Here is a 24,387-nt window from a genome sequence, read left to right on the forward strand (position 1 = left end):
GTACTCCAGGCTAGGTTGAAAAAATCGGTCGGTTCGCAGCTTTTGGCCTCGCCGTAGCCCGGATGGCGCGGTGGCGGAATCCGGGATGGGGCGCGTTACGGCTTGTTTCCCGGATTCCACTGCGTTGCATCCGGGCTACTCAATTAGGCGGCTTGCGCCATGAATCTCTGGGCGATGTCGGGCAGGGTGGCGACCACCCGGTCTATTTCCGCCGCCGTGGTGTAGCGGCTCAAGGAAAGGCGCAGGGTGCCGAGGGCGGCGTCGGGTTCCAGGCCCATGGCGATCAATACATGGGAAGGCTCGGTGCCGGCGGCGGTGCAGGCCGCGCCCGCCGAGGCGCAGATGCCGGCCCGGTCCAGTTTGTCCAGCACGGGTTCGGCCTCGAACCGGCCCAGGCACAGGCTGGTGGTGCCGCCGACCCTGGGCGCCCTGGCCCCGTTGATCATGGTGCCGGGCATCCGCGCCACCAATTCGGTTTCCAAGCGGTCGCGCAGGGCGGCGACCCGGATTTCCTGGTCGAGCAGGGTTTCCTTGGCCAGTTCGGCGGCGATGCCGAGCGCGGCGATGCCGGGGACGTTCTCGGTGCCGCCACGGCGTCCGCGTTCCTGGTGGCCGAACAGTACGGTCGGTGGAATCTTGCGGGACTTGCGCACGAACAAGGCTCCCACGCCCTTGGGCGCATGGATTTTATGGCCGGAGAACGACAGGAAATCCACCGGTACTTGTTTCAAGTCGATGGCGACCTTGCCCACCGCTTGCACGGCGTCGGTGTGGAACAGCACGCCCTTGGAGGCGGCGATGCGGGCGGCTTCGGCGATGGGGAACAAGACGCCGGTTTCGTTATTGGCCCACATCAGTGAAACCAGGGCGGTGTCGGCGGCGATGGCCTGCTCGAATTCGGCGAGGTCCAAACGGCCCTGGCCATCCACCGGCAGATAGGTGACGCGCGCGCCCTGCCCTTCCAGGTGGTTCAGCAGGGACAAGGTGGAGGGATGCTCCACTTGGCTGGTGACGATGTGGCGCTTGCCCGGCATCAGGGCCAGGGCGGCCAGGATGGCCTGGTGGTTGGATTCGGTGCCGCCGCTGGTGAAGACGATTTCGGGCGGAGTGGCCCCCAGGAGGCCCGCGACCTGGGCGCGGGCGGTCAGGGTCAGCTGCTTGGCGGCTTCGCCGGCGCGGTGCTTGCTGGACGGGTTGCCGTAATGCTCCATCGCCTTGGCCAGGGCCGCCGCGCATTCGGGGGCGACCGCCGTGGTGGCGTTGTTGTCCAGGTAGATCAATTCGTCGCTCATTGCCAGAACTTCCGCTCGGGGTCTTCTTTCAACAATTCGAGGATTTTCGCCAGGGTCGGGTATTCGCCATGGCGGACCCATTGCCCGGCTTGATGGTCCTTGCGGTACAGGTTCCAGGTGCCGCCGGGTTGGAATAGCATCAGGGCGATATCGACGATGCCGCCCGCGGGGTCCACGTTGCGCGAGCAGCAGGCGCTGACGATCTCGTAGCCGCCGGGGATGCCATGCACTTCCGGGGTGACGTAGCGGTAGCGCTTGCGGTCCTTCAAGGCCCGCTCGATGCGGCGCTGGTCCATCGCGTTGGGATGCGGGAGGGGGGTGGAGGCCGGTCCCGCCGCGGGCGGTTCCGGTGCGGCCTGATCCGGCGACGCTTGGCCCGATGACGTGTTCATGGCGATGATGCCTCCCCGTCGCAAATCCCGTTCCGCCGTCCCGCGCTTCATGGCCTGGCTCCTACAAAAGGCCGGCCACTTGGACCGTGGCGTGTTCGGCGCTCAATTCTTCCTCGAAACAGCCCACCACCCGGCCATTGGGGAACTCCACCATATAAATGGGGATGTTGGCTTCCTCGTGGTGGCCGATCTGGACGATCTCGCCTTCGGTGCCCGCTTCCACCAGCAGGCCTTCCGGTTCGCAATCGGGATAGGAGCCATCGTTGTAGAGGGCTTCCTCGATGCGGACCTTCTGACCCCATTGGTAAATCGGTTCGCGTAACTCGATCATGCGGGCTCTCCCTCGGCGGCGGCGGCGGTCTTGCTTTCTTTGGGGGGGGGTGGGTTGTCCAGGGATTCGATTTCCCGGCCCTTCATACCGACGGCATAGCCGCGGTCGGGGAAATCCACCGCGTAGATGTAGAACTGTTGCAGGAAGGTGTTGATGCTCTTGATGTAGCCCACCTCGCCCTTCTTGACCAGGACCTCGCCGATCTCGGCCCCGGTGAAGGTGCCGTCGTTGCGGACCACCTTCTTGGATTTGACCTTCTCGCCGAAGTTGAAGCGCGGCGGGTCGTTGAGTTCGTTCACATCGCTGTCGCGGACAATAGTGGTGGCCATGTCGATCTCCTGGGGTGGTCAGTCGTTAGTGGCGAGTGGTTAGCGGCGGTAGCGGCGCGAGGGATGGTGGTGGGTCGGGCGGGGCGGACCCCGCTTGAATTCTCTCGCCACCCACCACTAACCACTCGCCACTAGCCTCTGGGCCACGATTTCCCGTACCGCCTCCTCGGGGTCGGCGCGTAGCGGGTCCAATTCGGCCGGGTCGATCCGGCTGGCGACTTCGTAGCGGATCCGCCAATCGGGGTCGTCCCGGTAGCGTTTCAATTGGGCGGGTTCCATCCGCCGCAGGGCTTCCAGCCGCACCGGCAATTCCCGGTCGGAGGCCAGGGTGTGCAGCCACTCCCCGCCGATCCGCCGCGCCACGACCTTGCGGACCTCGGGGTCGCGGTCGTGCAGCATCTTGACCAGATGGCCGGGCGGCAAGCGCCGCGCCACGATCTGCCGCACGAAATAATCCTTGTCGCCGATCATCGCGGCCAGATCCTTGGTTTCCAGCCGTTCCGCCACCCGGATGCGGACCTCGCGGTGCGGGTCGCGGACCAGGGCCAGGAGGTGTTTGGAATTCACCGGCAGGCGCTGGGCCACGCTTTGGCGCACGGTCTCGTCCGGGTCGTTGACGAGCCTCGGCAACAGGAACACTTCGACATGTTTGGCCGCGACGGCGCGGGTCTCGAAATACGGGTGTTCCAGGTAATCCTTGGCCCAGTCCGGATTCCAGCGGAAACAGCGGTCGATGCGGCGGGCGTAGCGGTCATGCACACAGGCATGGCCCAAACGGCAACGGCCCTCGGCTTGTGCCTCGCGGCGCTCGCAGTTGGCACAGTCCAATAATTGGCCGTGCCAATCGCGGGCTTCTTCGATCTCAGTCGTCGTCCCCATCGCCATGAATCCGCCGTTCGTAGACGTTCATCAGCACCTTGCCCCCGAGTTTGTCGCCGGGGTCGAGTTCCAGCAACTTCTGGATGGCGGCCCGGCCTTCCTCCAGATTGCCAAGGCGCATCTGGAGATAGCCGTAACCCTTCAACGTGAACAGGAAGAACCGGGGCAACAGCGCCTCGAAACTGCCGAAATCGGCGTCGCCCGGTCGGGTCTCGCGCCAATCCTCGGGCAGGCCGTTGTCGAGCGCGGCTTTTTTCAAGCATTCAATAGCGACGCCCAGCGCCTCGCCCAGCCGGTTCTTATAGAAATAAAACCGGTACATGCCGATATACACCGCGGCATGGCCGGGCGCGGCGTCCCACGCGGCTTGGAGATGGGCCAGCGCTTCCTCGTCGCGATGGTAGGCCAGCCCCGCCAACCGCAGATGCCGCTCGGCGGCTTCGGGCAGGCCCACACCCAGACAGGCCAGGGTGGCGGCGTCCTGATCGAACGCTGCGGTGCCGGGCGCGGGTTCTGGGGCAAGAGTGGCGGTGGCTGCGCTCATGGGGCACTCAATGGCTGTGTTTGACTTGGATGCTGGATATCGACACCGAAGCCGTGCCCGGCGCACCCGCCGGGGCGCTGCTGCTGCACGAGCCGCAACCGGCCGCGTTGGGATTGGTGAACACGAAACCGCTGGAGGTCGGGGTTTCCGAGAAATCGATGGTGTAGCCCTGCAACAACAAGCGGCTTTCCGCCGGGAAGAAGAACTTGATGCCGCTGACGGTCACGGTGGCGTCGCCGTCCTTGGGACCGGCCTCGACGCTGAATTCGGCGGACAGGCCGGAGCAGCCACCGGGGCTGACCGACATGCGGAATCCGGCGTTCGGGATGCCGCCGAAACGGACCATGCGTTTGATGAATTTCTCGGCGCTCGCGGTGACTGTGATATCCATGTTTTTATAAGCCCTCAGGCTGCTTGGTAACGGGGGTAGTCGTGGTCGATGATGCAGGTTTCTTCGATGGGGCAAACCGCGACGCATTGCGGCTCATCGTGGTGGCCGATACATTCGGTGCATTTGGCCGGGTCTATGGTGAACAAACCGCTGGCCATTTCCGATATCGCGGTGTTCGGGCATTCGGGTTCGCAGGCGCAACAGCCGGTGCAGTTATCGGCGACGATCAAGTAAGCCATGGTCTGATCTCCGGTCTCGTGGGGCGGGCCGTGTCACCCGCCACTTTGGGAATCTCGTGGGTGGGCATGTACTCATGCCCACCCTTCGCGGGCCGTCACGGTGGGCACGGCATACGTGCCCACCCTACGGATTACGGATTTAGGCCGCTTCGGACATCAACGCGCCTTGGCGGATTTCGGCGTCGCCGCGTTCGATATGCTCGATCTCGCCGCTGGCCACCTTGCCCAAGTAATCCTTGAAATAGGCGATGGCGGATTGCTCGATGAACTCGCCCGCGTATTGGTCCACCGGATCGATCCCGGCTTTCTTGAGGTCGTTCTTCGGGCAGCCGCCGATCTTGGAAACGAACACCGCGTGGCAGTCGTTGATGGCGCGGATGACGGTTTCCAGCGAATCCTCGTCGCCGAAGCCGCCTTGGCAGTACAGGTCCACCCGGCGGTGGCCGACGAACTTAGCCCCGTCGGTCGAGAGTTCATAGACCTGGAATTCCTTGGCATGGCCGAAGTGTTCGTTGACCTTGCCGCCGCCCTTGGTCGCCACGGCGATCAGCATCTTGATGTCGGAATGCTCGCCCGCCAGGGTTTCCATCTCGGCCCGCTTGGCCGCGACCACGGTGTCGCGTTCCTTCTCGACCGCGGCTTGGTAGGCCTTGCGCGATTCGAGGTCGTACTCGACTTCCATTTCCATGATCTTGTCGGTGGTGAACTCGGCGCTGCGGTCCTCGCCCAGGAGGCCCACGGCGTCGGCGCGGCACTGGCGGCAGTGGCGCATCATGTTCATCTCGCCTTCGCAGCTATCCTGCAAAGCCTTGAGTTCCTGCGCGGTGGGGCCGCGCTGGCCGGTCAGGCCGAACACCGTGCCGTGTTCCGGGGCGGAGATCAGCGGCATGATGTTGTGCAGGAACGCGCCGCGGGATTTCACGGCCTTGTTGACATCGACCAGGTGCTTGTCGTTGATGCCGGGGATCATCACCGAGTTGATCTTCGACAGGATGCCGCGCGAGGTCAGCATTTCGAGACCTTCCAACTGGCGTTCGGTGAGGATCTTGGCGGCCTCGACGCCGGTGTAGCGCTTTTTCTTGTAGTAGATCCAGGGGTAGATCTTGGCCCCGATCTCGGGATCGATCATGTTGATGGTGATGGTCACATGGTCGATGTTGAACCCGGATAGCCGTTCCACGTGGTCGGGCAGGGTCAGGCCGTTGGTGGAGACGCAGAGCTTGATATCGGGGGTGTACTTGGCGACCAGCTCGAAAGTCCTGAAGGTCTTTTCGGGATTTGCGAGGGGATCGCCCGGGCCCGCGATGCCAAGCACGCTCATTTGCGGGATGGTGGCGGCGACGGCCAGCACCTTCTTGGCGGCTTGTTCCGGGGTCAGCTTCTCGCTGACCACGCCGGGACGGCTTTCGTTGGCACAATCGTATTTGCGATTGCAGTAGTTGCATTGGATGTTGCAGGCCGGGGCCACCGCGACGTGCATGCGCGCGAAATGGTGGTGGGCTTCTTCGCTATAGCAGGGATGGTTCTTGACCTTTTCCCAGATTTCCGGAGGCAGGTCGTTCTCGCCCGCGCCGGAACCGCAACTGGCCTTGCCGGAACCGCCGGAAGTGCCACAGCCTTTGTGTTCGGCCACTTTCTGCATCATTTCATCGACCATCTCGGGGTCGGGGATGTGGACGCCCGCCGCGCCCGCTTGAAGCTCTGCTGTCTGCATGAGTTTGCTCCTGAATTCTGTTTACTGGCCGCTGTCCGGTTGCCGCGCCGGGGCTGTTTGTGTGGAACCGGACCCTGGAACCCAACACCGATGCTCATTGAGCAAATTGAGTGCCATCAAAAAAGACTTTTGGAATCAGTCATATGCGCGATTGAAGCGGCGGCGGGCTATGTTGGGAGCGGGACAAAGGCGGCGGGCTTTGTTGGGAAAGGCACAAAGGGGGCGGGCTTATCCGCCCGGCGGCGGGATGGGGGGAGGGGCGTCCATGCTTCGTAGCTCCATGGCGGCGGGGTGCGGCCCGCCGCCGTCGGGGATGGCGTTGGGTCCGCCGATTCAGCCGCAGGCCAACTGCCCCGGCACCGTCCCGCTCACCGGGGAGAGCCGCTTGCTACCGCATTGTTCGGCCAGCAGGGTTTTCATCTGCGATTCGACGCCGGCCACCGCGGATTGGCCCGCCAGGTTGGTCAGTTCCAGCGGGTCGTGGGTCAGGTCGTACAACTCGAATTCCTCGGTGGCTTGGGCATCCTTCACGGTCTTCTGGAACCTCACCACGTAGGTGCCCACGTCGTTCTTATCGCCGAGTTCCCGCGTGGTTTCATCCTGGACGCCGCTGTCGCCGGGCGTGCCGGGGTCGCTCCAGTATTCCGGGTTGTCGTAATAGCGGGAGTATTTCCACAGCGTCCCATCGCCCAGCCGGGTGATCACCGACTCGATATGGTTGGGTTGGACCACCGAGGCGTAGGACAGCCCGATCATGTTTTGCTGGCTCAAGCCCCGGCTGGGGTCGTCGTCGGTCATGAAGTAGACCGGGGCGTCCAGGGTTTCCGGGGCGGCCGCGCCCAGGATCGCCGCCGACACGTCCTTGCCGACCAGGGGCCGCGCGTCGGTGAAGCTGTCCTCGATCTGCTGGCGCAGGCTTTCCGCGTCCAGCCCGGCCAGGCCCAGCAGGGTGGGCAGGATATCGACATGGCTGGTCAGGATATCGGTGCCGGTCGGCTGCGCGAACAGCGTCGGGTTGGAAAAGATCAAGGGTACGCGCAGGGCTTCCTCGTAGGCGGTATACCACTTCTGGTATAGCCCGCCGTGGGAGCCGAGCAGGTCGCCATGGTCGGAGGTGAACAGGACGATGGTGTTTTGGAAGAACCGCGAGTTCTTGAGCCGGTCGTAGACCCGCGCTAATTGCTCGTCCACGTCTTGGTGCAACTGGTAATACAGCCGGTAGTACTGATCGGTGGTGGCGGTCGGCTGGAACACCTTGCGGTAGGACTTGCGATAGCTGGCTTGGGCCTGCGGCTTGGTGGACAGATCGTCGCGGCGGGTCTTGGCGAATTCGGTCCTGACGAACAGGTTTTGCGGCACTTGGTCGCCCACCGAGAAATCCCAAGACCCCTGCGGACCCGAGGCCAGCCGGCTAAAGAAGCCGAACAGGGTGATGTCGTGGGGGTTGAGCATGCTGCATACGGTCAGCCAGGGCGTGGTGTCGGAGTCCTTCTCCAGGCGATCGAGCAGGTCGATGGTCTGGCCGGCGATGGCCTCGTCGCGGCCTTTCTTGTCGCGGGCCGAGGAGGCCGAGTTCAGGGGGTCGGTGCCGTGCGGCTCGGGTCCGATCCAGCCGGTGAAGCCGAATTCCCGCAAGCGCTTGGCGGCGAGGTATTGGGCTTCGGCCTCGGGGTCGCGGTTGCCGTCGGCGTCGTAGCTGACCAGGGATTGGCGGGTGCCGGGCACGGTCAGGTCGGCGTGGGAGAGGTGCCATTTGCCTTTATAGAAGGTGCGGTAGCCGGCCGCGCGGAAGTAGTTGCCGAGGGTGGGGATGCTGTTGGGGTCCAGCCAGAACATGTCCGGGTCGTTGACCGACTTGGCGGTGCCGTCGGTATTGCCGACGCCGTGCAGGGAGGGGTAATGGCCGGTGTAGAAGCAGGTGCGGCTGGGCGCACAGGCCACCGAGGCGGCGTAGTGGCGGTGGAATTCCATGCCGGTCTGGCGCAAAGCCTCCTGGGTCTTGAGGTAGGTCTTGCGGAAATCCTGGAGGTCTTGCGACTCGTAGGGGGTGGGATAGCGCTGCTCGTCCACCATGAGGATGAGGATGTTGGGTTTGCCGGCCAGGGACGGGGTGTTCTGCGCGGCCTGGGCCTCGCCGGTGTTCAAGCGGCCGAGTCCGGCCAGTCCCGCGGCGGCGACGCCGGATTTGAGGAATTGGCGGCGCTGGGTGGAGAGGGTGTCGTCGGTCATGGGAACTCCTGGTTTTGGGTGTTGGTATGGGAGCGTGGTTCGGGCTTGCGGCTGGGGTGGACATTGACATTCCCAGGGGGGCTTATGGCCGCCGCCCCAGGTATTTTAGTCCACACCTAGGCAATCCTCCCGGCTTTGACGCCGAGCATCAGTTCAGGGCGATGAGCCAAACCATCCTGGCTAGATCGCCCGCTTGATGGACACCTCAATGTATCTATTCCCAAGCGATTTTCCTGTTCAACACTCGCCTCCTCTATTTTGGAACATTGTTCCCGAGTAGCTTCAATCTGCCTTGGAACGATGGTGCCTATCCGCGCGGTTTGTGTCATTTACAGCCGTTTATCGTGGACTTCACGCCCGACCCGGAATATTAGAAATTCATAAATAGCTCATAAAAATTTCAATTTCCATAAAAAGTGCGGATTTTTGAAATATATCGGAAATAGCACGGATTGCGCCGATGAGCTTATCGATCTTGAGTCAACACCTCATATATGCGTCAAATACCATAATAAATAAAACAAATGGCATATCTTCATAGCAAGACGGCATTAGCCGTCCAAGCAAGTCTTTGATTTACAAGTCGCAGGACTTTGGTCCGCTTCGTGCTTTGAAGCGATTATCGCTTAATGAGCTTTTATACAGATAGCCAGTCAATTTGTAACGCATAGACACCTGGAGCCCAGTGTCCAGGACGCCCTTATACAAACCGCCGCAAAGGAAAGAAGCATGGCTTGGGACGCAGAAGACAATGCCACGATGTATCAAGTTGTAATCAATGAAGAAGAGCAATACTCGATCTGGCCGGACTATAAGGACTTGCCGGCAGGCTGGCGGGCGGTGGGCAAAGCTGGGGAGAAGCAGGCCTGCCTGGACTACATCAAAGAAGTCTGGACCGATATGCGTCCCTTGAGCCTGCGCCTGCGCATGGCTGCCGCCGAAACCGGCACCGGAGGGGAAGCGGCCCCATGATCGTCGCCGGGAACCTGTCGGCAGCGCCGACCCTGACCGCGCCGGATCGTCGGCACTTTGCGGACGTGGAGCGGCGGGAACGACTCTCCCCCGAGGCTTTCTTCGCCGAATACGTGGCGGAAGGCCGGCCCGTGCTGGTTCCGGGGGCGTTGCGGGAATGCCGGGCCTTGTCGCGTTGGAACCTCCCCTATCTGCGGGACAGCGCCGGACAACGCAGGGTCCGGCTCAAGCGGGGGCTCACCGAGGGTGGCTTCGGCGGGATGACGATGGAGTCCACCTCTTTGGCCGATTACATCGACCACCTGCAAAGCCACGAGGCGGCGTTGCGGCGGGGCGCGGTCCCGCCTCCGCAACAGCGGCCCGCTTATCTGCACGATATGCCGCTCCTGAGCTTGTTGCCCGAGGCGGCGGACGATCTCGCGGGGTTTCCGGCGGATTATTTCCCGCCCTGGTACCGGAACCATTGGTGCGAGTTCGCCCAGTTCTTCCTGGGGCCGTCCCATAGCCTGACGCCGCTGCACTTCGATTGCCTGCTCACCCACAACCTGTTCTTCCAGGTGGCTGGGCGCAAGCGCTTCATCCTGTTGCCCCGCGAACAATGGGCTTGGTGCTACCGCCGCGATTGGCGGTGGTGCGAGGTCGATCCCGAAGCGCCCGACGAGCTACGCCATCCCCTCTATCGACAAGCCCGACCCCTGGCCTGTGTCGTCGAACCCGGCGATTTGCTCTATATGCCGCCGGGGATGCTGCACCACGTCCGCGGCCTGGAGTGTTCCATCTCCTTCAACGTCGATTGGCATACGCCGGACAGCGCCCTCAAGGGCGTCCTGGCCGGATTCCAGGGGATGCCGCGCAAAAACGTCTACTACAACGCGGTCATCGCGCTGGGGCTTTGGACGGGGATACCGGCCCCCAAGCTCCTGCCCTGGTATCGGTCTTATTTGAATTACGTCTCCTAAGGAAATCCCGCCGTGCGTTATTTGGAAGAATCTGGATCGTTGGAAATGCCCTTCCCCACGACCACGGATATCGTGGCTTTGCTGTGCGCCAGGGCGCAGCGTAAACCGGCGGCGACCGCCTACTTGTTCCTGGCCGATGGCGAAACCGAATCCGGCCACCTGAGCTACGCCGATCTGGACCTGAAGGCCCGCGCCATCGCGGCCCGGTTGCAGGCGGCGGTCGCGCCTGGGGAACGCGCCTTGTTGCTGTATCCGCCCGGACTGGATTATGTGGCGGCGTTCTTCGGCTGCCTCTATGCCGGGGTGGTCGCGGTGCCGGCCTATCCGCCCTCGCGGCGGCAACTGGCCCGCCTGAGCAGCATTGTCGAGGACGCCGCGCCCGCTGCCATCCTGGGCACGGCGGAATTGGTCGCCCAATGCCAAGACGGCTTGGTTCCCGCCGCGCCGGACCGGATATGGCTGGCCACCGACGATCTGGACCCGGCCTGGGCCGGACGCTGGACGCCGCCGGTTCTGACCCCCGACAGTCTGGCCTTCCTGCAATACACCTCCGGCTCGACCGGCCAGCCCAAGGGCGTGATGGTGAGCCATGGCAACCTCATCGCCAACCAGGAAGCGATCCGGCAGGGTTTCGGCCATACCGAGGCTTCCACCGTGGTGGGCTGGCTCCCGCTCTACCACGACATGGGCCTGATCGGGAACATCCTCCAGCCTTTATATGTCGGCTCCACCGCCGTCTTGATGCCGCCCCTGGCCTTCCTGGAACAGCCGGTGCGCTGGCTGCGGGCCATCTCCACCTACCGGGCCGCGACTTCCGGCGGTCCCGATTTCGCCTACGCGCTCTGCGCCCGCAAGGTGACGGAAGCGCAAAAGCATGGCCTGGACCTGGGCTGCTGGACCTTGGCCTTCAATGGCGCGGAGCCGGTACGCGCCGCCACCCTGGAACGCTTCGCCGCCGCCTTCGCCGGTAACGGTTTCCGTCGCGACAGCATTTTCCCGTGCTACGGGCTGGCGGAGGCGACCTTGTTCGTGAGCGGCGACAGGTTGGGGCGGGCGGCGGGTGATCCCGTGTCCTGCGGCCAGCCCTGGACCGGCCACGCAATCCGCATCGTCGATCCCGAAACCCGGCTGGCCTGCGCCGAAGGGCAAACCGGCGAGGTCTGGGTCGCGGGCCCGAGCGTGGCCCAAGGCTATTGGAACCGTCCCGAACTATCGGAATGGACCTTCAAGGCCGGGCTCGAAGAAACCCGGCCCGACGCCACCTCGCCAAACACCTTCCTCCGTACCGGCGATTTGGGCTGCCTCCAGGCTGGCCGGCTTTATATCAATGGCCGCCTCAAGGATTTGATCATCGTCCGCGGTCGCAATTTTCATCCCCAGGATATTGAACACGCCCTGACCGACCGTATCGAGGTCTTGCGGCCCGGCGGCTGCGCGGCGTTCCCGGTGACGGTGGATGGCGTGGAGCAAGCGGTGGTGGTCGCGGAGATCAGCCGGGAAGCCGTGCGCGGTGCCGATTTCGAGGCAGTCTTCACGGCGATGCGGACGGTCCTGGCCGAAGAATGTGAATTATCCGCGGTCGGGCTGGCCTTGGTCCGGCCCGGCGCGGTACCGAAAACTTCCAGCGGCAAGCTACGCCGCCGGGATTGCAAACAAGCCTACCTGGACGGGTCGTTGCCGCTGCTGGCGCGTTCGGGGGACACGGCGAATCCCCTGGAAGCCACGCGAACCCCGGAAGAGGCGCGTCCGGTCCAGGCTGAAAATGACAATACCTGGCTGCTGCGGGAAGCCTTGTCCGCCCTGCCGGCAGCGGGGCGGGCACCGCTGATCGCCCGTTTCCTCCGTGCCCAGGCCGCCCGTTTGCTGCGGACCAGCGAGGCCGGGCTGACCGGGGAGGTGTCCTTGCGCGGCTTGGGCTTCGATTCGCTCAAGGCGGTGGAACTCAAGCACGCGGTGGACGACCTCCTCGGCGGCGCGACACCGCTGACCCTGTTCCTGTCTGACGCCACATTGGCGGATATCGCCGGGCAATTGGCCGCCCAGCCCGCCGGGGTGGAATCCCAGGCAAGCCCCGATGCCTCCGATCCGCGCCTGCTCTCGCCTACCCAGCGCTCGATCTGGGCCATACAACAGCGCTACCCGGACAGCCCGGTCTACAACCTGCAAGCGGCTTTGCGCTTGCGCGGTGGTTTGGACGCGCCCGCCTTCGAACGCGCCCTGCGGGTCTTGCTGGCCCGGCACGAGGTTTTACGTACCGTCTACCGCGCCGAGGGCGAGGACATCATCCAGACGGTGCTTGCGCCGGAATCCCTGCGCGACGATTTCGCGCTGATCGACGCGACCGCCTGGGAAGAAGATGAATTGCGGCGGGATATGGAACGGCGCGCCGCCGACCCCTTCGATCTGGCCGCAGGCCCCATTGCGCGGACGACCCTGTACCGGCTGGGTGTGGACCACCACGCCCTGTTGTTCTCGGTCCATCACATCGCGGTGGACCTGTGGGCGGTGTTGCTCCTGCTGGAGGAACTCCGCGCTCATTACGAAGCTTTACGGGCGGGCCGCGCCATCGACAGCGCCCTTCCCCGCGTCGGCTATCGCGATTTCGCGTCCTGGCAACGACATTATCCCGAATCCGCCGCCGGACAGGCGGAGTGGGATTACTGGCGGATCCAGTTGGCGGACGACCTGCCGATCCTGGAATTGCCCACCGATTTCCCGAGGCCTACCCTGCCCAGCTACCGGGGCGGTTCCTGCACCCTGCGAATAGATACCGAACTGGCGGATCGGCTGCGTGCCCTGGCCCAGCGGCGGGGCGCGACGGTTTTCACCCTGTTGCTAGCCGCCTACTCGGCTTGGTTGCACCGATATACCCGGCAGGACGATCTCATCGTGGGCACGGCGGGCACAGGCCGTTCCGAGGCCCGCTTCGCCCCGGTGGTCGGCAATTGCGTCAATCCGTTGGCTATCCGCGCCCGGCTGTCGTCCGGGGAGAGCTTCACGGCCCACCTGGACCGGGTGAAGGCCACGGTGCTGGACGCCCTGGCCCATCAGGACTTGCCATTCTCCAGCTTGGTCAAGCGCCTGCGGCCAACTCGGAGCGGCAATCATTGGCCGATTTTCCAGACCTTGTTCGTTTTCCATGCCGCGCAATCCGGCGTGGCTGGCGATTTGGTCGGCTTGGCCCAGAGCGAACAGGGCGGCGAAGCGGTCTGGGGACCGTGGCGGACGACGCCCATCACCCTGCAAGAGCGGGGTGTCACCTTCGATCTGGAACTGACGGTCGCCGAACACCGGGGCGGTTTGCTGGCTTCCTTCCGTTATCCGCTGGACTTGTTCGCGCCAGAAACCCTGGCCCATATGGCGCGGGCCTTCCAAACCCTGTTGGAGGGCATCGCCGCCGACCCGGACCGCCCCGTGGGTGATTTGCCGCTGCTGACGCCGGAGGAACAACGCCGTCTGCGGCTGGAATGGAACGCCGTCGGCGCTGCTCCTCCGGCGCTACGGCTGCATCAATTATTCGAGGCCCAAGTGGAGCGCGACCCGGCGGCGACCGCGCTGGTTTGCGACACCGCCAGCCTCGCCTACGGGGAATTGAATGCCCAGGCCAACCGTCTGGCCCATGAGCTACGGGGCCGGGGGGTGGGGCCGGAAAGCCGGGTGGCCTTGTGCGTCGAACGCTCGCCCGCCCTGGTGGTGGGCCTCCTGGGGATACTCAAGGCCGGTGCCGCCTACGTGCCGGTGGACCCCAGCTATCCCCAGGAACGGATCGAGTATTTGCTGGCGGATAGCGGTGCCCGGCTGCTGCTGACCCAAGCGGCCTTGCTGGAGCGTTTGCCCCAGGATATCGAAACCTTCTGCCTGGATCGGGACGCGGAGGCTTTAGCCCGGCATTCCGGGGAAGACGCGGCCTATCCGGTCGATCCCGACCATCCGGCCTATCTCATCTATACCTCGGGTTCCACTGGCCGCCCCAAGGGCACGGTCGTCACCCACCGCAACGCGGCCTATTCCACCGCCGCCCGCTTGGAATACTACCCGGTGCCGGTGGAGCGCTTCCTGCTGCTGTCCTCCTTCGCCTTCGATAGTTCGGTGGCGGGTATTTTCTGGACCTTGAGCCAGGGCGGTTGCTTGGTGCTGCCCAAGGAGGGTGCCCAGAAAGATCCCAAAGCCCTGGCCGAGACCATCGCCGGGCACAGGATTTCCCATCTGCTGTGCCTGCCTTCGCTGTACGGCCTGCTGCTGGACCAGTCCGAGCCCAGCCAACTCGCTTGCTTGCGTACCGTCATCGTGGCCGGCGAGGCCTGCCCCCGCGATCTGGTGGCCCGTCATGGCGCGCGCCATCCCGAAACCCGGCTCTATAACGAATACGGTCCCACCGAGGCCACGGTCTGGAGCGCGGTCCATGCCATCACCCATCGCGATTTGGCTACGGAGCGGCCCATTCCCATCGGTCGGCCCATCGCCAACGCTGCGGTTTATCTCCTGGATGCCCGTCGCAATCCGGTGCCGGTCGGGGTTCCGGGCGAGGCGTATATCGGCGGCGCGGGCGTGGCGCGGGGCTATCTGGACCGGCCCGAACTGAGCGCCGAGCGTTTCGTACCCGATCCCGGCGGCGTGGGGCGGCTATACCGGAGTGGCGATTTGGCCCGTTACCGCGCCGACGGGGTCTTGGAATTCCTGGGCCGGGTGGATCAGCAAGTCAAAATCCGCGGCTTCCGTATCGAGCCGGGCGAGATCGAGGCGAAGCTGCGCGAAGCTTCCGGGGTCGCCGACGCGGCGGTGGTGGTGCGCGAGGACGTGCCGGGAGACCGGCGTTTGGTGGCCTACGTGGTGGCGCAACCCGCGGCCTCCCTGGCGGTGGATGAGTTGCGCCGCTTCCTCCAAGGCAGCCTGCCCGATTACATGACGCCCGCGGCCTTCGTGGTCTTGGAGCGCCTGCCCTCGACCCCCAATGGCAAGCTGGACCGCAAGGCCCTGCCCGCGCCGGATAGCGCCAGCCTGTCGTCGCAGTCCTACCAAGCGCCGGAAGGCGCCGCCGAAATGCTCCTGGCCGATATCTGGCGCGAACTGCTGCGGGTCGAGCGGGTCGGGCGGCACGATAACTTCTTCGAGTTGGGCGGGGATTCCATCCTGGGTATCCAGGCCGCCAGCCGGGCTATGGACGCCGGTTTCGATATGACGTCCACCCATGTCTTCGAATATCCGAGCGTCGCCGCCCTGGCGGCGGCGGTCGTGTTCCATGCCCCGGCCACCGGCGGCGATGCGGCTATCCCGGCGGCAGGCAAGAAGACCCAGGCGTTCGCCACCGCAGCTTTCGAGGTGGCCGACCTCCCGATGGAAGAGATCGCCGTCCTGTCCCGCGACGGCGATCTCGAAGATATCTATCCCCTGACCCCGATGCAGGAAGGGATGCTGTTCCACACCTTGCTGGAACCCGGCTCCGGCATCTATGTCATGCAGGACCGCTTCGACATCGAGGGGGATATAGACCCCGATTTGTTCCGCCGTGCCTGGCAAAGCGTGGTGGACCGCCATCCGGCGCTACGGACCTCGTATCTCTGGGAAGGCCGGGACCGGCCCTTGCAACGGGTCCACAAGCGCCTCGACCTGCCTTTCGAATATCTCGACTGGCGCGGGCTGACGGAACCGGAAGCGCGGGAGCGCCTCGACGCGCTGCTGGACCGCGAACTGCGGGAAGGCATCGACTTGGCCCGGCCTCCGCTGATCCGGGTGCGCCTGCTGCGGTTGGGCGAGGAGCGCTATTGCCTCGCCTTCACCCATCACCACATCATCCTGGATGCTTGGTGTAACTCTTTGATATTCCTTGAGTTCAGGGCCGCCTATGAGGCATTGGCCCAAGGCCGTCCGTTGGACGCGCCGCCCGTGCGGCCCTTCCGCGATTATATGGGCTGGCTCCGGTCGCAAGACGCCGGGCTGGCGGTGGAGTTCTGGCGGGATTATCTACGGGGTTTCACCGAACCCACGCCCTTGGTGGTGGATCGTGCGCCGGGCCGTCCCGGTGGCGCGGTGCGGGACGCTTTCGTCCAGCTTTCCGCGGTCGATACCGGAGCGCTCACCGAACTGGCCCAGCGTCATCGGTTGACCCCCAATACCTTCATACAAGCCGCCTTGGCGGTGTTGCTCAGCCGCTATGCCGGCCAGCCGGAAGTATTGTTCGGCGTCACGGTGGCTGGTCGGCCCGCCGAATTGCCGGATGTGGAAGCCATGCTGGGGCTGTTCATCAACGGCCTGCCCTTACGGGTCTCGGTGCGGCCGGAACAACCGCTGTTGGAGTTCCTGCGCGGGCTGCTCCAGCAGAACGTGCTGCAACGGCGCTACGAATTCCTACCCTTGACCCAAATCCAGGGTTTGAGCGCCGTCCCACGCGGCCAGGATTTGTTCCAACACCTCCTGACTTTCGAGAACGCGCCCATCGATCCTTCCTTGCGGGAAAAGACCGGCGCGTTCCATTTTGTGGATGTGGTGGTGCGTACCCACACCAACTACCCCATCACAGTGATGGTGATTCCCGGACCCGAAACCCATCTCCAGATCACTTATCAGGAAGAGCGTTTCGAGGCCGCCACCATCGAACGGATGCTCGTGCATTTCCGCAGCCTGCTGGAAGACATGATCCGCCACCCGGATAAGCGGGTCGGCGAACTCGGCCTCCTGGGCGCGGCGGAACGCCGACAGCTGTTGCTGGATTGGAACCGCACCGATTTCGCCTATCCCGAACCCTGCGACCTGGTGGCGCGGTTCGAGGCCCAAACCGCCCGGACGCCCGAGGCCTGGGCCGTGGCCTGCCAAGGCGGGCGGCTCAGCTACGCGGAATTGAACGCCCGCGCCAACCGTTTGGCCCACCAACTGACGGGGTTGGGGATCGGCCCCGAATCCTTGGTGGCCCTGCTGCATGACCGGGGCTTGGAATTCCCGGTGCTGATGCTGGCCATGTTCAAGGCGGGTGCCGCCTACCTGCCCCTGGACCCTGCCCATCCCGACGCCCGGTTGGCCCAGGTGTTGGTGGAAAGCCGGGCCGGTCTGGTCCTGGTCGGCACGCCTTATCTGGAACGGGTGGCGGTCCTTCGCGGCCAGCTTCCCGGACAGCCGCCGACCTTCCTGCCGGTGGCGGAACTGGCCCGGAGTCCCGGCCATGACGACAACCCGGTGCGCCGCCATGGGCCGGGCAGCCTCGCCTTCGTCATCTTCACCTCCGGTTCCACCGGCACGCCCAAGGGGGCCATGGTGGAACACCGGGGCATGTTCAACAACCTCATCACCAAGGTGCCCAAACTGGGCCTGACCGCAGCCGATGTGATCGCCCAGACCGCCGGGCAATGCTTCGATATTTCGGTCTGGCAGCACCTGACCCCGCTGGCTTGTGGGGCGCGGGTGGAAATCTTCCCGGACGAGGTGGTGAAGGAACCCGGCCTATTGTTGGCGCAGGTCGCCGAACGCGGCGTGACCCTCCTGGAAGCCGTGCCGTCCTTGATCCAAGCCTTGCTGGAACTGGCCGACGGGGTCGAACTGCCCCGGTTGCGCTGGCTGATCGCCTGCGGCGAGGCGTTCCCGCCGGAACTGTGCCGGCGCTGGATGGCGCGGTTCCCTGCGGTGCGGGTTCTCAACGCCTACGGTCCCGCCGAGTGTTCGGACGATGTGTCCTATTACGCCGTGCCGGAACCGCCCGCCGCCACCGCCACCGTGGTGCCCATCGGCCGGGCGGTGGACAACACCCAACTCTACCTCCTCGATCCGCAATTGAATCCGGTGCCGGTGGGCGTGCCCGGCGAAATCTGCGTGGCCGGCATCCAGGTCGGGCGCGGCTACCTGCACCGCCCGGAACTGACGGCGGCGGCGTTCGTCCCCGATCCCTTCGGCCCGCCGGGCGGACGCCTCTACCGTACCGGCGACCTGGGCCGCTACCGGGCCGACGGCAATATCGAATTCCTGGGGCGGATCGACCACCAGCTCAAGCTGCGCGGTTTCCGCATCGAACCCGACGAGATCGAAGCCCAATTGCTGCGGCATCCCCGTGTGGCCCAAGCCCTGGTGATGGCGCGGGAGGATGGCCGGAGCGGGCGGCGCTTGGTGGCGTACGTGGTGAGTCCCGGCACCGATCCCGGAGCGGATTTGGCCCTGGCCGACGAACTCCGTGCCTGGCTGGGCGAGCGGCTGCCCAACTACATGGTGCCGGCCGCCTTCGTCCGGCTGGACGCCATGCCCTTGGGCGGCACCGGCAAGGTGGACCGCAAGGCCCTGCCCGCGCCCGACATCGCCGCCCAGCAGGAAGACCGCTATGTGGCTCCCAACACGCCCGCCGAAGAGACCTTGGTGGCCATCTGGCAGGAAGTGCTGGGCGTCGAGCGGGTCGGTATCCACGACAACTTCTTCGACCTGGGCGGGCATTCGCTGCTGGCGGTCCGGGTGCTATCCAGGGTACGCGCCGCCTTCGGCGTCGAGGTGCCGCTACGGGCGTTGTTCGAGGCGACCGATATCGAACAACTCGCCGTCGTGGTCGAGGAATACCTGATGGGGGAACTGGCCGGGCTGTCGGAAGAGGAGGCTCTGGCCTTATTGGCGTCGTAAACCTATCTCGGCTTTGAGCCTGCCAAGCCGGAGACCAATTCATAACAGGCGATAGCGATAGGTAATGAACAATAAAACAATTCGAAAAAACGCTTTCCAGGCTTGGCCTGCAATGGCTATTTAATGGGGATTAAAGCGTCCACCGCCGCAGTCGTACTGGACCCGATCACCGTGACCGGCGACACCGGAGATTCCGCGGACAGCAGGACTGCGGCCGAACAGTCGCTGCGGAAAAACTTCGCCGTCAAGCAGAGTTTCGCCGTCACCAAATCCAATGCGCCGGTCATGGAAATTCCGGTATCGGTCCAGGTCGTGCCCAGGGCGATATTGGACGACCGCAAGGCCAACTCCCTGAGCGATGCGGTACAGATCGTCAGCGGCGTGGGGTTCATGCTGGTGGACGGGGCGCTCGCCTATCGGTTCAAGCTGGCGGATTCGACTCTGACCGCGCAGCTCAACATGCAGAACCTCCTGGGCAAGACCTATTACGCGGGCGGCGACCTGGTCGATTCGGCAGACCCGCGCTTCGACATCATCCCCGGCGCGCCACGCAGCTTTCTGGGTTCGGTGCGGGTGGAGTTTTAAGCGGGCGCATAGGAAAAGTGATGGCAAGCACGATGCTGGACAAGGCCCCGAAGCGGTTCGACGGGATCGGCCCGTTGGACGCCAGGGCGCGGAGGCTGGCCCGCCTCAAGGCCCGCCGCAAGCTGTGGTTGAAAGTCCATCTCTGGCTGGGGCTGGGGTTGGGCCTGTTCCTGGCGTTGATCGGCTTGACCGGCGCGGTGTTGGTGTTCGCCCACGAGTTGGACGTGTGGCTGAATCCCGGCCTGTACGAAGCCGTGATGCCACCTGGGGCGGTACCGCAACCGCTGGCGGCGATCTTGACCGCCGCCGAGCGGGCCGCCCCACCGGGCTGGGAATCGGGCGGGGTGGAAATGCCGGACGCAGCCGGGATGAACTACGTGGTTGGCTTTTCCTATCCGCAACCTACGCCGCCGCCCGAAGAAGCCGTTTCGCTGAATATCGCCGTCAATCCCTATACGGCGGAAGTGGTGGGGCGGCGGGTTTTCTACCACGCCTGGAATCCGTTCCGGCATTGCTTCATCGGGTTCTTTTTCAAACTCCATTATTCCCTGCTGCTGTGGGATGCCGGAGTGGTCCTGGTCGGTGCCATGGCCGTGCTGTTCGTGGTTTCCGCCCTGACCGGACTCATTCTCTGGTGGCCGCTGGATGGCAAATGGCGACGGGTACTCACCCTTAAGCGCCGTGCCGGTCCCGTGCGTTTCAACCACGACCTCCATCAGACCGCGGGGTTTTACAGCCTGATCGTCCTCCTGGCGCTGCTGGTATCGGGCTTGTATTTCAACCTGCCCGGCCAGTTCGCCTGGTTGGTGGAACGCTTTTCGCCGCTGACGCCGGAACCCACGGTATCGGCACCCGCGCCGTATGCGCCCCAGGTCGATCTGGACACGGCCTTGGCCCAGGCCAGGGTCGGCTATCCCGGCGGCGTGCCGCAGTTCTATATGTTCTCCGCCCATACCAAGGGCTTGTTCAGAGCCTGTTATCGGGACGTTCCCGATCTCGGTCCCTATGTGCTGGATAGCCGTTGCTTGGTCATCGACCGCCACCGCGGACAACTCTTGCAAGTGCAAGACCCTGCCCATGGCAGCGGCGGCGACGTTTTTATGCAATGGCAATGGCCGGTGCATTCGGGGCAGGTGTTCGGCTGGACCGGTCGCATCCTGGTCTGCCTGACCGGCCTCGCCTGCCCGCTGCTGTTCGCGACCGGCCTGGTCCGCTGGCAACAAAAACGGCGGGCCGCGCATGGCAAAACACAACGGACCCGCCCCTCCTTTCATACGAGCTTATGAGATATCCCAATATGCCCATCATATAGAAACCCTTACCGCCATGGTCGATGAACGCTTCATCGGAGTATTGAAGGGGATTTCTGAAGAAGCCCCGGCGCTCCTGGTGCCATGAACCCGGATATTTTATTTTCTTAATATAAATAAACCCGTGATGAACGATGCAAGATAAAATAATTCGAAAAAACGCTTTTCCAGGCTTGGCCTGCAATGGTTATCTAGTGGGGATTTTGGCGTCCGCCGCCGCAGTCGCCGACACCACGGCGCAGGGGAGCGGCACCGCGGTCGTGCTGGACCCGGTCACCGTGACCGGGGAGTCCGAAGACGCCCGCCGCAACCAAATCGTGGAACAGGAAACCCGGCGCTATTACGTACCCGACGCGACCAGCGCCACCAAGACCGACACGCCGATCATGGATACTCCGGCGGCGATCCAGGTGGTGCCGCAAGCGGTGCTACGCGACCAGCAAGCCTGGCGGGTCGAGGACGCGGTCAAGAATGTCAGCGGCGTCCAACAGGTTTGGCAGGCGGGCGGGCAGCAACAGGATTTCGTCATCCGCGGTTTCGGCACCCAATACGCACGCTTCCGCAATGGCGTCAGGCTGTCGACCCTCACCTTCGACATGGCCAATGTCGAGCAGGTGGAAGTGTTGAAAGGCCCGGCTTCCATGCTCTACGGGCGGATACAGCCGGGCGGGCTGGTGAACACCGTCACCCGGAAGCCGCTGGATATCCCGTTCTATTCCATCCAGCAGCAGTTCGGTTCCTATGATTTCTACCGCACCACGCTGGACGCCACCGGCCCCATCACCCAGGATGGCTCGCTAGCCTACCGCTTCGATTTCGGCTACACCGACCGCAACTCGTTCCGCGATTTCGTCAGCCAGGACCAAAAGTTCGTCGCCCCGACCCTGCGCTGGCGGGCTTCGCCCGACACCGAGTTCAACCTCAGCGTGGAATATCTGGACCGCACCCTGCCCTACGACACCGGCCTGCCGGCGGTCGGCAAGCGCGTGGCCAATGTCCCCATCAGCAACAACTACGGCCAGCCCGGCTCGAAATTCAACAGCGACCCGGTCAATAGCGGCCTGGTGGATTTCAATTGGTCGCATAGCTTCAATGCCGACTGGAAACTGCAAAACGGCGTGGTCGCCAACTGGCAGGACACCCAATACCGGGAAATCCTGGTCGCCGTATTCCAGCCCAAGCTGGAAACCACATCCAATCCCCAGCAGGTGCGGCGCGGCGTCCAATTCGAGGACCAAAACCAGGATACCTACACCACTTATTTCAACCTGAACGGGAAATTCGAAACTTGGGGCTTGAAGCACACGCTCCTGGTGGGCGGCGATTATTTCAGCCAGAAAACCAACCAGAGCGGGTTTTTCGGTTTGAGCGCGCTGCTCGACCCGGTCAATCCGGTCGATTATTTCACCTACGTCAACCTCAACAACCCCCAATATCCAAATTTAAGCTACCAGTTTTTCGACAACCTGCGGAAAAACTCCCCGAACGACTTCAATACCCAAATGACCTCCTGGTACGGGTTGTATTTCCAAGACCAGATTGCCCTGCTCGACAATAAGGTTCAGATCATGGGTGGCGGGCGCTACGACTGGGCGAGGCAATACCAGGGAACGTCCAGCGAATCGTTCGACGACATCGTCCACAACCACCAAAGCGAGGGGCATTTCAGCCCACGGGTGGGTTTGCTTTACCGGCCTTGGTCGTGGTTGTCACTGTACGGCAATTATGTCGAGGGTTTTGGCGTCAACAACGGGCGTTCCGCGGATAACCAACCGCTTGCCCCGGAAACCGCCGAGCAATTCGAGGCCGGTCTCAAAACCGAAACCTTGGACGGGCGCTTAATGGCCAGCATGGCGTATTTCCACATCGACAAGACCAACGTCCTCGCCCTGGTCGGCGAGAACGTATTCAGCACCATCGGCGCCGCCCGCAGCCAGGGTATCGAGTTCGACAGCACCGGCCGGCTCACCGACGAACTCAGCCTGACCGCCAGCTACGCCTATACCGATGCGCGCATCACCCACGACGGCGAGGGCACCAACCAGGGCAACCGCCTGCCGAACGTGCCCGAACACTCCGGTAGCGTCTGGCTGAAATACGCCTTTTCCGACCCGGTCCTGCACGGGCTGAGCCTGGGCGTCGGTTCCTATATCTCGGGGCCGCGCCAGGGGGACAACGAGAACAGCTACACGCTGCCGGGCTATGTGCGGGCCGATACCTACGCGGCCTACACCCTGCCGGTCGGCCCGACCCGCCTGACCGCCCAACTCAATGTCAACAACGTTTTCGATAAGCGGTATTTCTACGCTGGCCAGCCCTATAACGCCAGCCGGGCTTGGAACGCGCCCGCCGACCCGTTGACGGTATTGGGATCGCTGCGCCTGGAATATTGAATCTAAGCCGAATATTAGGAAAATTAATTATGCGCCCTACGGAAAACCATCCAGCGACAGCACCGGTATTCATATTATCTTGCCCGCGCTCCGGCTCCACCTTATTGAGATGTATCGTCGATACCCACCCCGAATTCTGTAGCCCGGCCCAACTGGGCCTGGGTCCGGTCTGCGCGGGTTTGTTCAACGCGGCCTATTACTCGCTGGGGCAATTACCGGGGGTGGCCAACGAGGCCGAGCGGGAACGGATTGCCCTGGTCGAGGTCCGCCAAGCGCTGAGTTCCCTGATGGACCGCTATACCCTCGGCAAGGGCAAACGCCGTTGGTGCGAGAAAAGCACGGTGAATATCGACCATCTGGCCTTGCTGGACAAGGTATTCCCAGAAGCCCGCTATATCTGCCTTTACCGCAATAGCATGGACGTGGTCCATTCCTGTCTCAAATTCAGTCCCTTGGGGTTCATGCCGGAATTGATGCCCTATGTGGCGCGACGACCGGATAACTTGGTTGCGGCGCTGGCGGAACATTGGCTGGATCAGACCGGAAAACTATTAGCCTTCGAGGCGGAAACCCCCTCCCGTTGTTTCCGCATCGGCTACGAAGCGCTGGTAAGCGATCCGGGCCGGGTGTTGCCCGGTTTGTTCGCGTTCCTCGGTTCCGAGTGGGACGCGGGTTTGCTGGACTCGATATTCACCAGCCATCACGACCAGGGTGGCGGGGATATCAAGGTATGGTTATCGCGGGAAATCAGCCAGGATTCCCTAGGCCGGGGCGCTTCGATTCCCTCGGTGCATATCCCGGACAGCCTGCGCGGCACCATTGATGCGCTGCACGCCAAACTCGGCTATCCCACGCTGGCGGAGTATTACTCCGCGCCCTGCTGGGGTAGCCCTGCGGCGGGCGATATAGCGGCCCGGATCGACCAGTTCATGAGCCATGAACTGGGGGCGTTGCTGGCGCGGCAACGGGAAACCCAAACCTTGCCGAAAGGGGTTTGCCAACTCATTGTCCAAGGCGCGGCGGGCGGGGTTTGGTCCCTCGACCTGACCGGGCCGGAATCCCGGATCGGGATCGGCGAACGGCAGTCCGCCGATTGCACTCTCGCCTTGGCCGACACCACGCTGTGTCAAATCCTCGCGGGGGAAAAAACCGTGGCCGCAGCCTACGAGCAGGGCGAGATCGATGCTGGCGGGGATTTGGGTTTGGCGATCCAGTTCGGTCGCCTACTGCTGGGATGAGGCG

The 24,387-nt window shown here is 63.7% G+C and carries 17 protein-coding genes; 7 read left to right on the top strand and 10 right to left on the bottom strand.

All coding sequences use genetic code 11. The features are described 5' to 3' along the window. Positions 1 to 143: 143 nt before the first annotated feature. The 10 genes from B9N93_RS22260 to B9N93_RS22305 form a co-directional block, all read right to left on the bottom strand. Positions 144 to 1,292, bottom strand: a complete 1,149-nt coding sequence (locus B9N93_RS22260) for a cysteine desulfurase family protein (protein WP_085216581.1) — start codon at positions 1,290 to 1,292, stop codon at positions 144 to 146. Further along, on the bottom strand, positions 1,289 to 1,735 hold the full coding sequence (locus tag B9N93_RS22265) for a DUF3024 domain-containing protein (RefSeq protein WP_254899509.1): 447 nt from the start codon (positions 1,733 to 1,735) through the stop codon (positions 1,289 to 1,291). Before B9N93_RS22265 ends, B9N93_RS22260 begins: the two co-directional genes overlap by 4 nt. A gap of 10 nt (positions 1,736 to 1,745) precedes the next feature. Further along, positions 1,746 to 2,015 (bottom strand): nitrogen fixation protein NifZ, encoded by a 270-nt coding sequence (locus B9N93_RS22270; RefSeq protein WP_085216582.1) that lies wholly within the window; start codon positions 2,013 to 2,015, stop codon positions 1,746 to 1,748. After that, positions 2,012 to 2,344 (bottom strand): nitrogen fixation protein NifZ, encoded by a 333-nt coding sequence (locus B9N93_RS22275; protein WP_085216583.1) that lies wholly within the window; start codon positions 2,342 to 2,344, stop codon positions 2,012 to 2,014. The genes B9N93_RS22270 and B9N93_RS22275 overlap by 4 nt, the downstream gene beginning before the upstream one ends. A 117-nt stretch (positions 2,345 to 2,461) precedes the next feature. After that, positions 2,462 to 3,223, bottom strand: coding sequence for a 4Fe4S-binding leucine-rich repeat protein (locus tag B9N93_RS22280; protein ID WP_085216584.1), 762 nt, complete (start codon positions 3,221 to 3,223; stop codon positions 2,462 to 2,464). Beyond that, on the bottom strand, positions 3,207 to 3,767 hold the full coding sequence (locus tag B9N93_RS22285; RefSeq protein WP_085216585.1) for a tetratricopeptide repeat protein: 561 nt from the start codon (positions 3,765 to 3,767) through the stop codon (positions 3,207 to 3,209). Before B9N93_RS22285 ends, B9N93_RS22280 begins: the two co-directional genes overlap by 17 nt. A 7-nt stretch (positions 3,768 to 3,774) precedes the next feature. Next, the gene (locus tag B9N93_RS22290) at positions 3,775 to 4,158 is read right to left on the bottom strand and encodes a HesB/IscA family protein (RefSeq protein ID WP_085216586.1); all 384 of its coding nucleotides are present in this window, start codon (positions 4,156 to 4,158) and stop codon (positions 3,775 to 3,777) included. Positions 4,159 to 4,172: 14 nt separating this feature from the next. After that, positions 4,173 to 4,397: a 4Fe-4S binding protein gene (locus tag B9N93_RS22295; RefSeq protein ID WP_085216587.1), complete on the bottom strand. Its 225-nt coding sequence runs from the start codon at positions 4,395 to 4,397 to the stop codon at positions 4,173 to 4,175. Between the two features lie 139 nt (positions 4,398 to 4,536). Beyond that, positions 4,537 to 6,111: a nitrogenase cofactor biosynthesis protein NifB gene (gene nifB, locus B9N93_RS22300; RefSeq protein ID WP_085216588.1), complete on the bottom strand. Its 1,575-nt coding sequence runs from the start codon at positions 6,109 to 6,111 to the stop codon at positions 4,537 to 4,539. 333 nt (positions 6,112 to 6,444) lie between these two features. Beyond that, complete coding sequence (locus B9N93_RS22305; protein ID WP_085216589.1) at positions 6,445 to 8,340, bottom strand: sulfatase-like hydrolase/transferase; 1,896 nt, start codon at positions 8,338 to 8,340, stop codon at positions 6,445 to 6,447. Positions 8,341 to 9,069: 729 nt separating this feature from the next. Here B9N93_RS22305 and B9N93_RS22310 point away from each other — a divergent pair. The 7 genes from B9N93_RS22310 (at position 9,070) to B9N93_RS22340 (ending at position 24,383) form a co-directional block, all read left to right on the top strand. Further along, a complete protein-coding gene (locus tag B9N93_RS22310; RefSeq protein ID WP_085216590.1) occupies positions 9,070 to 9,312 on the top strand; it encodes an MbtH family protein in 243 nt (80 codons plus the stop codon). Next, positions 9,309 to 10,271, top strand: coding sequence for a cupin-like domain-containing protein (locus B9N93_RS22315; RefSeq protein WP_085216591.1), 963 nt, complete (start codon positions 9,309 to 9,311; stop codon positions 10,269 to 10,271). The genes B9N93_RS22310 and B9N93_RS22315 overlap by 4 nt, the downstream gene beginning before the upstream one ends. A 12-nt stretch (positions 10,272 to 10,283) precedes the next feature. Then, positions 10,284 to 18,857, top strand: a complete 8,574-nt coding sequence (locus B9N93_RS22320) for a non-ribosomal peptide synthetase (RefSeq protein ID WP_125469173.1) — start codon at positions 10,284 to 10,286, stop codon at positions 18,855 to 18,857. 123 nt (positions 18,858 to 18,980) lie between these two features. Next, the gene (locus B9N93_RS22325) at positions 18,981 to 19,442 is read left to right on the top strand and encodes a TonB-dependent receptor (RefSeq protein ID WP_085216592.1); all 462 of its coding nucleotides are present in this window, start codon (positions 18,981 to 18,983) and stop codon (positions 19,440 to 19,442) included. A 20-nt stretch (positions 19,443 to 19,462) separates the two neighbouring features. Further along, entirely contained in the window at positions 19,463 to 20,728 is a 1,266-nt protein-coding gene (locus B9N93_RS22330; RefSeq protein ID WP_254899510.1) for a PepSY-associated TM helix domain-containing protein, read from the top strand. A gap of 158 nt (positions 20,729 to 20,886) precedes the next feature. Further along, entirely contained in the window at positions 20,887 to 23,145 is a 2,259-nt protein-coding gene (locus tag B9N93_RS22335; RefSeq protein ID WP_085216594.1) for a TonB-dependent siderophore receptor, read from the top strand. A 29-nt stretch (positions 23,146 to 23,174) separates the two neighbouring features. Next, on the top strand, positions 23,175 to 24,383 hold the full coding sequence (locus B9N93_RS22340; RefSeq protein ID WP_085216595.1) for a sulfotransferase: 1,209 nt from the start codon (positions 23,175 to 23,177) through the stop codon (positions 24,381 to 24,383). Positions 24,384 to 24,387: the final 4 nt, after the last annotated feature.

Origin of the sequence: Methylomagnum ishizawai (genome assembly GCF_900155475.1) — a bacterium.
In the GTDB taxonomy this organism is placed as follows: domain Bacteria; phylum Pseudomonadota; class Gammaproteobacteria; order Methylococcales; family Methylococcaceae; genus Methylomagnum; species Methylomagnum ishizawai_A.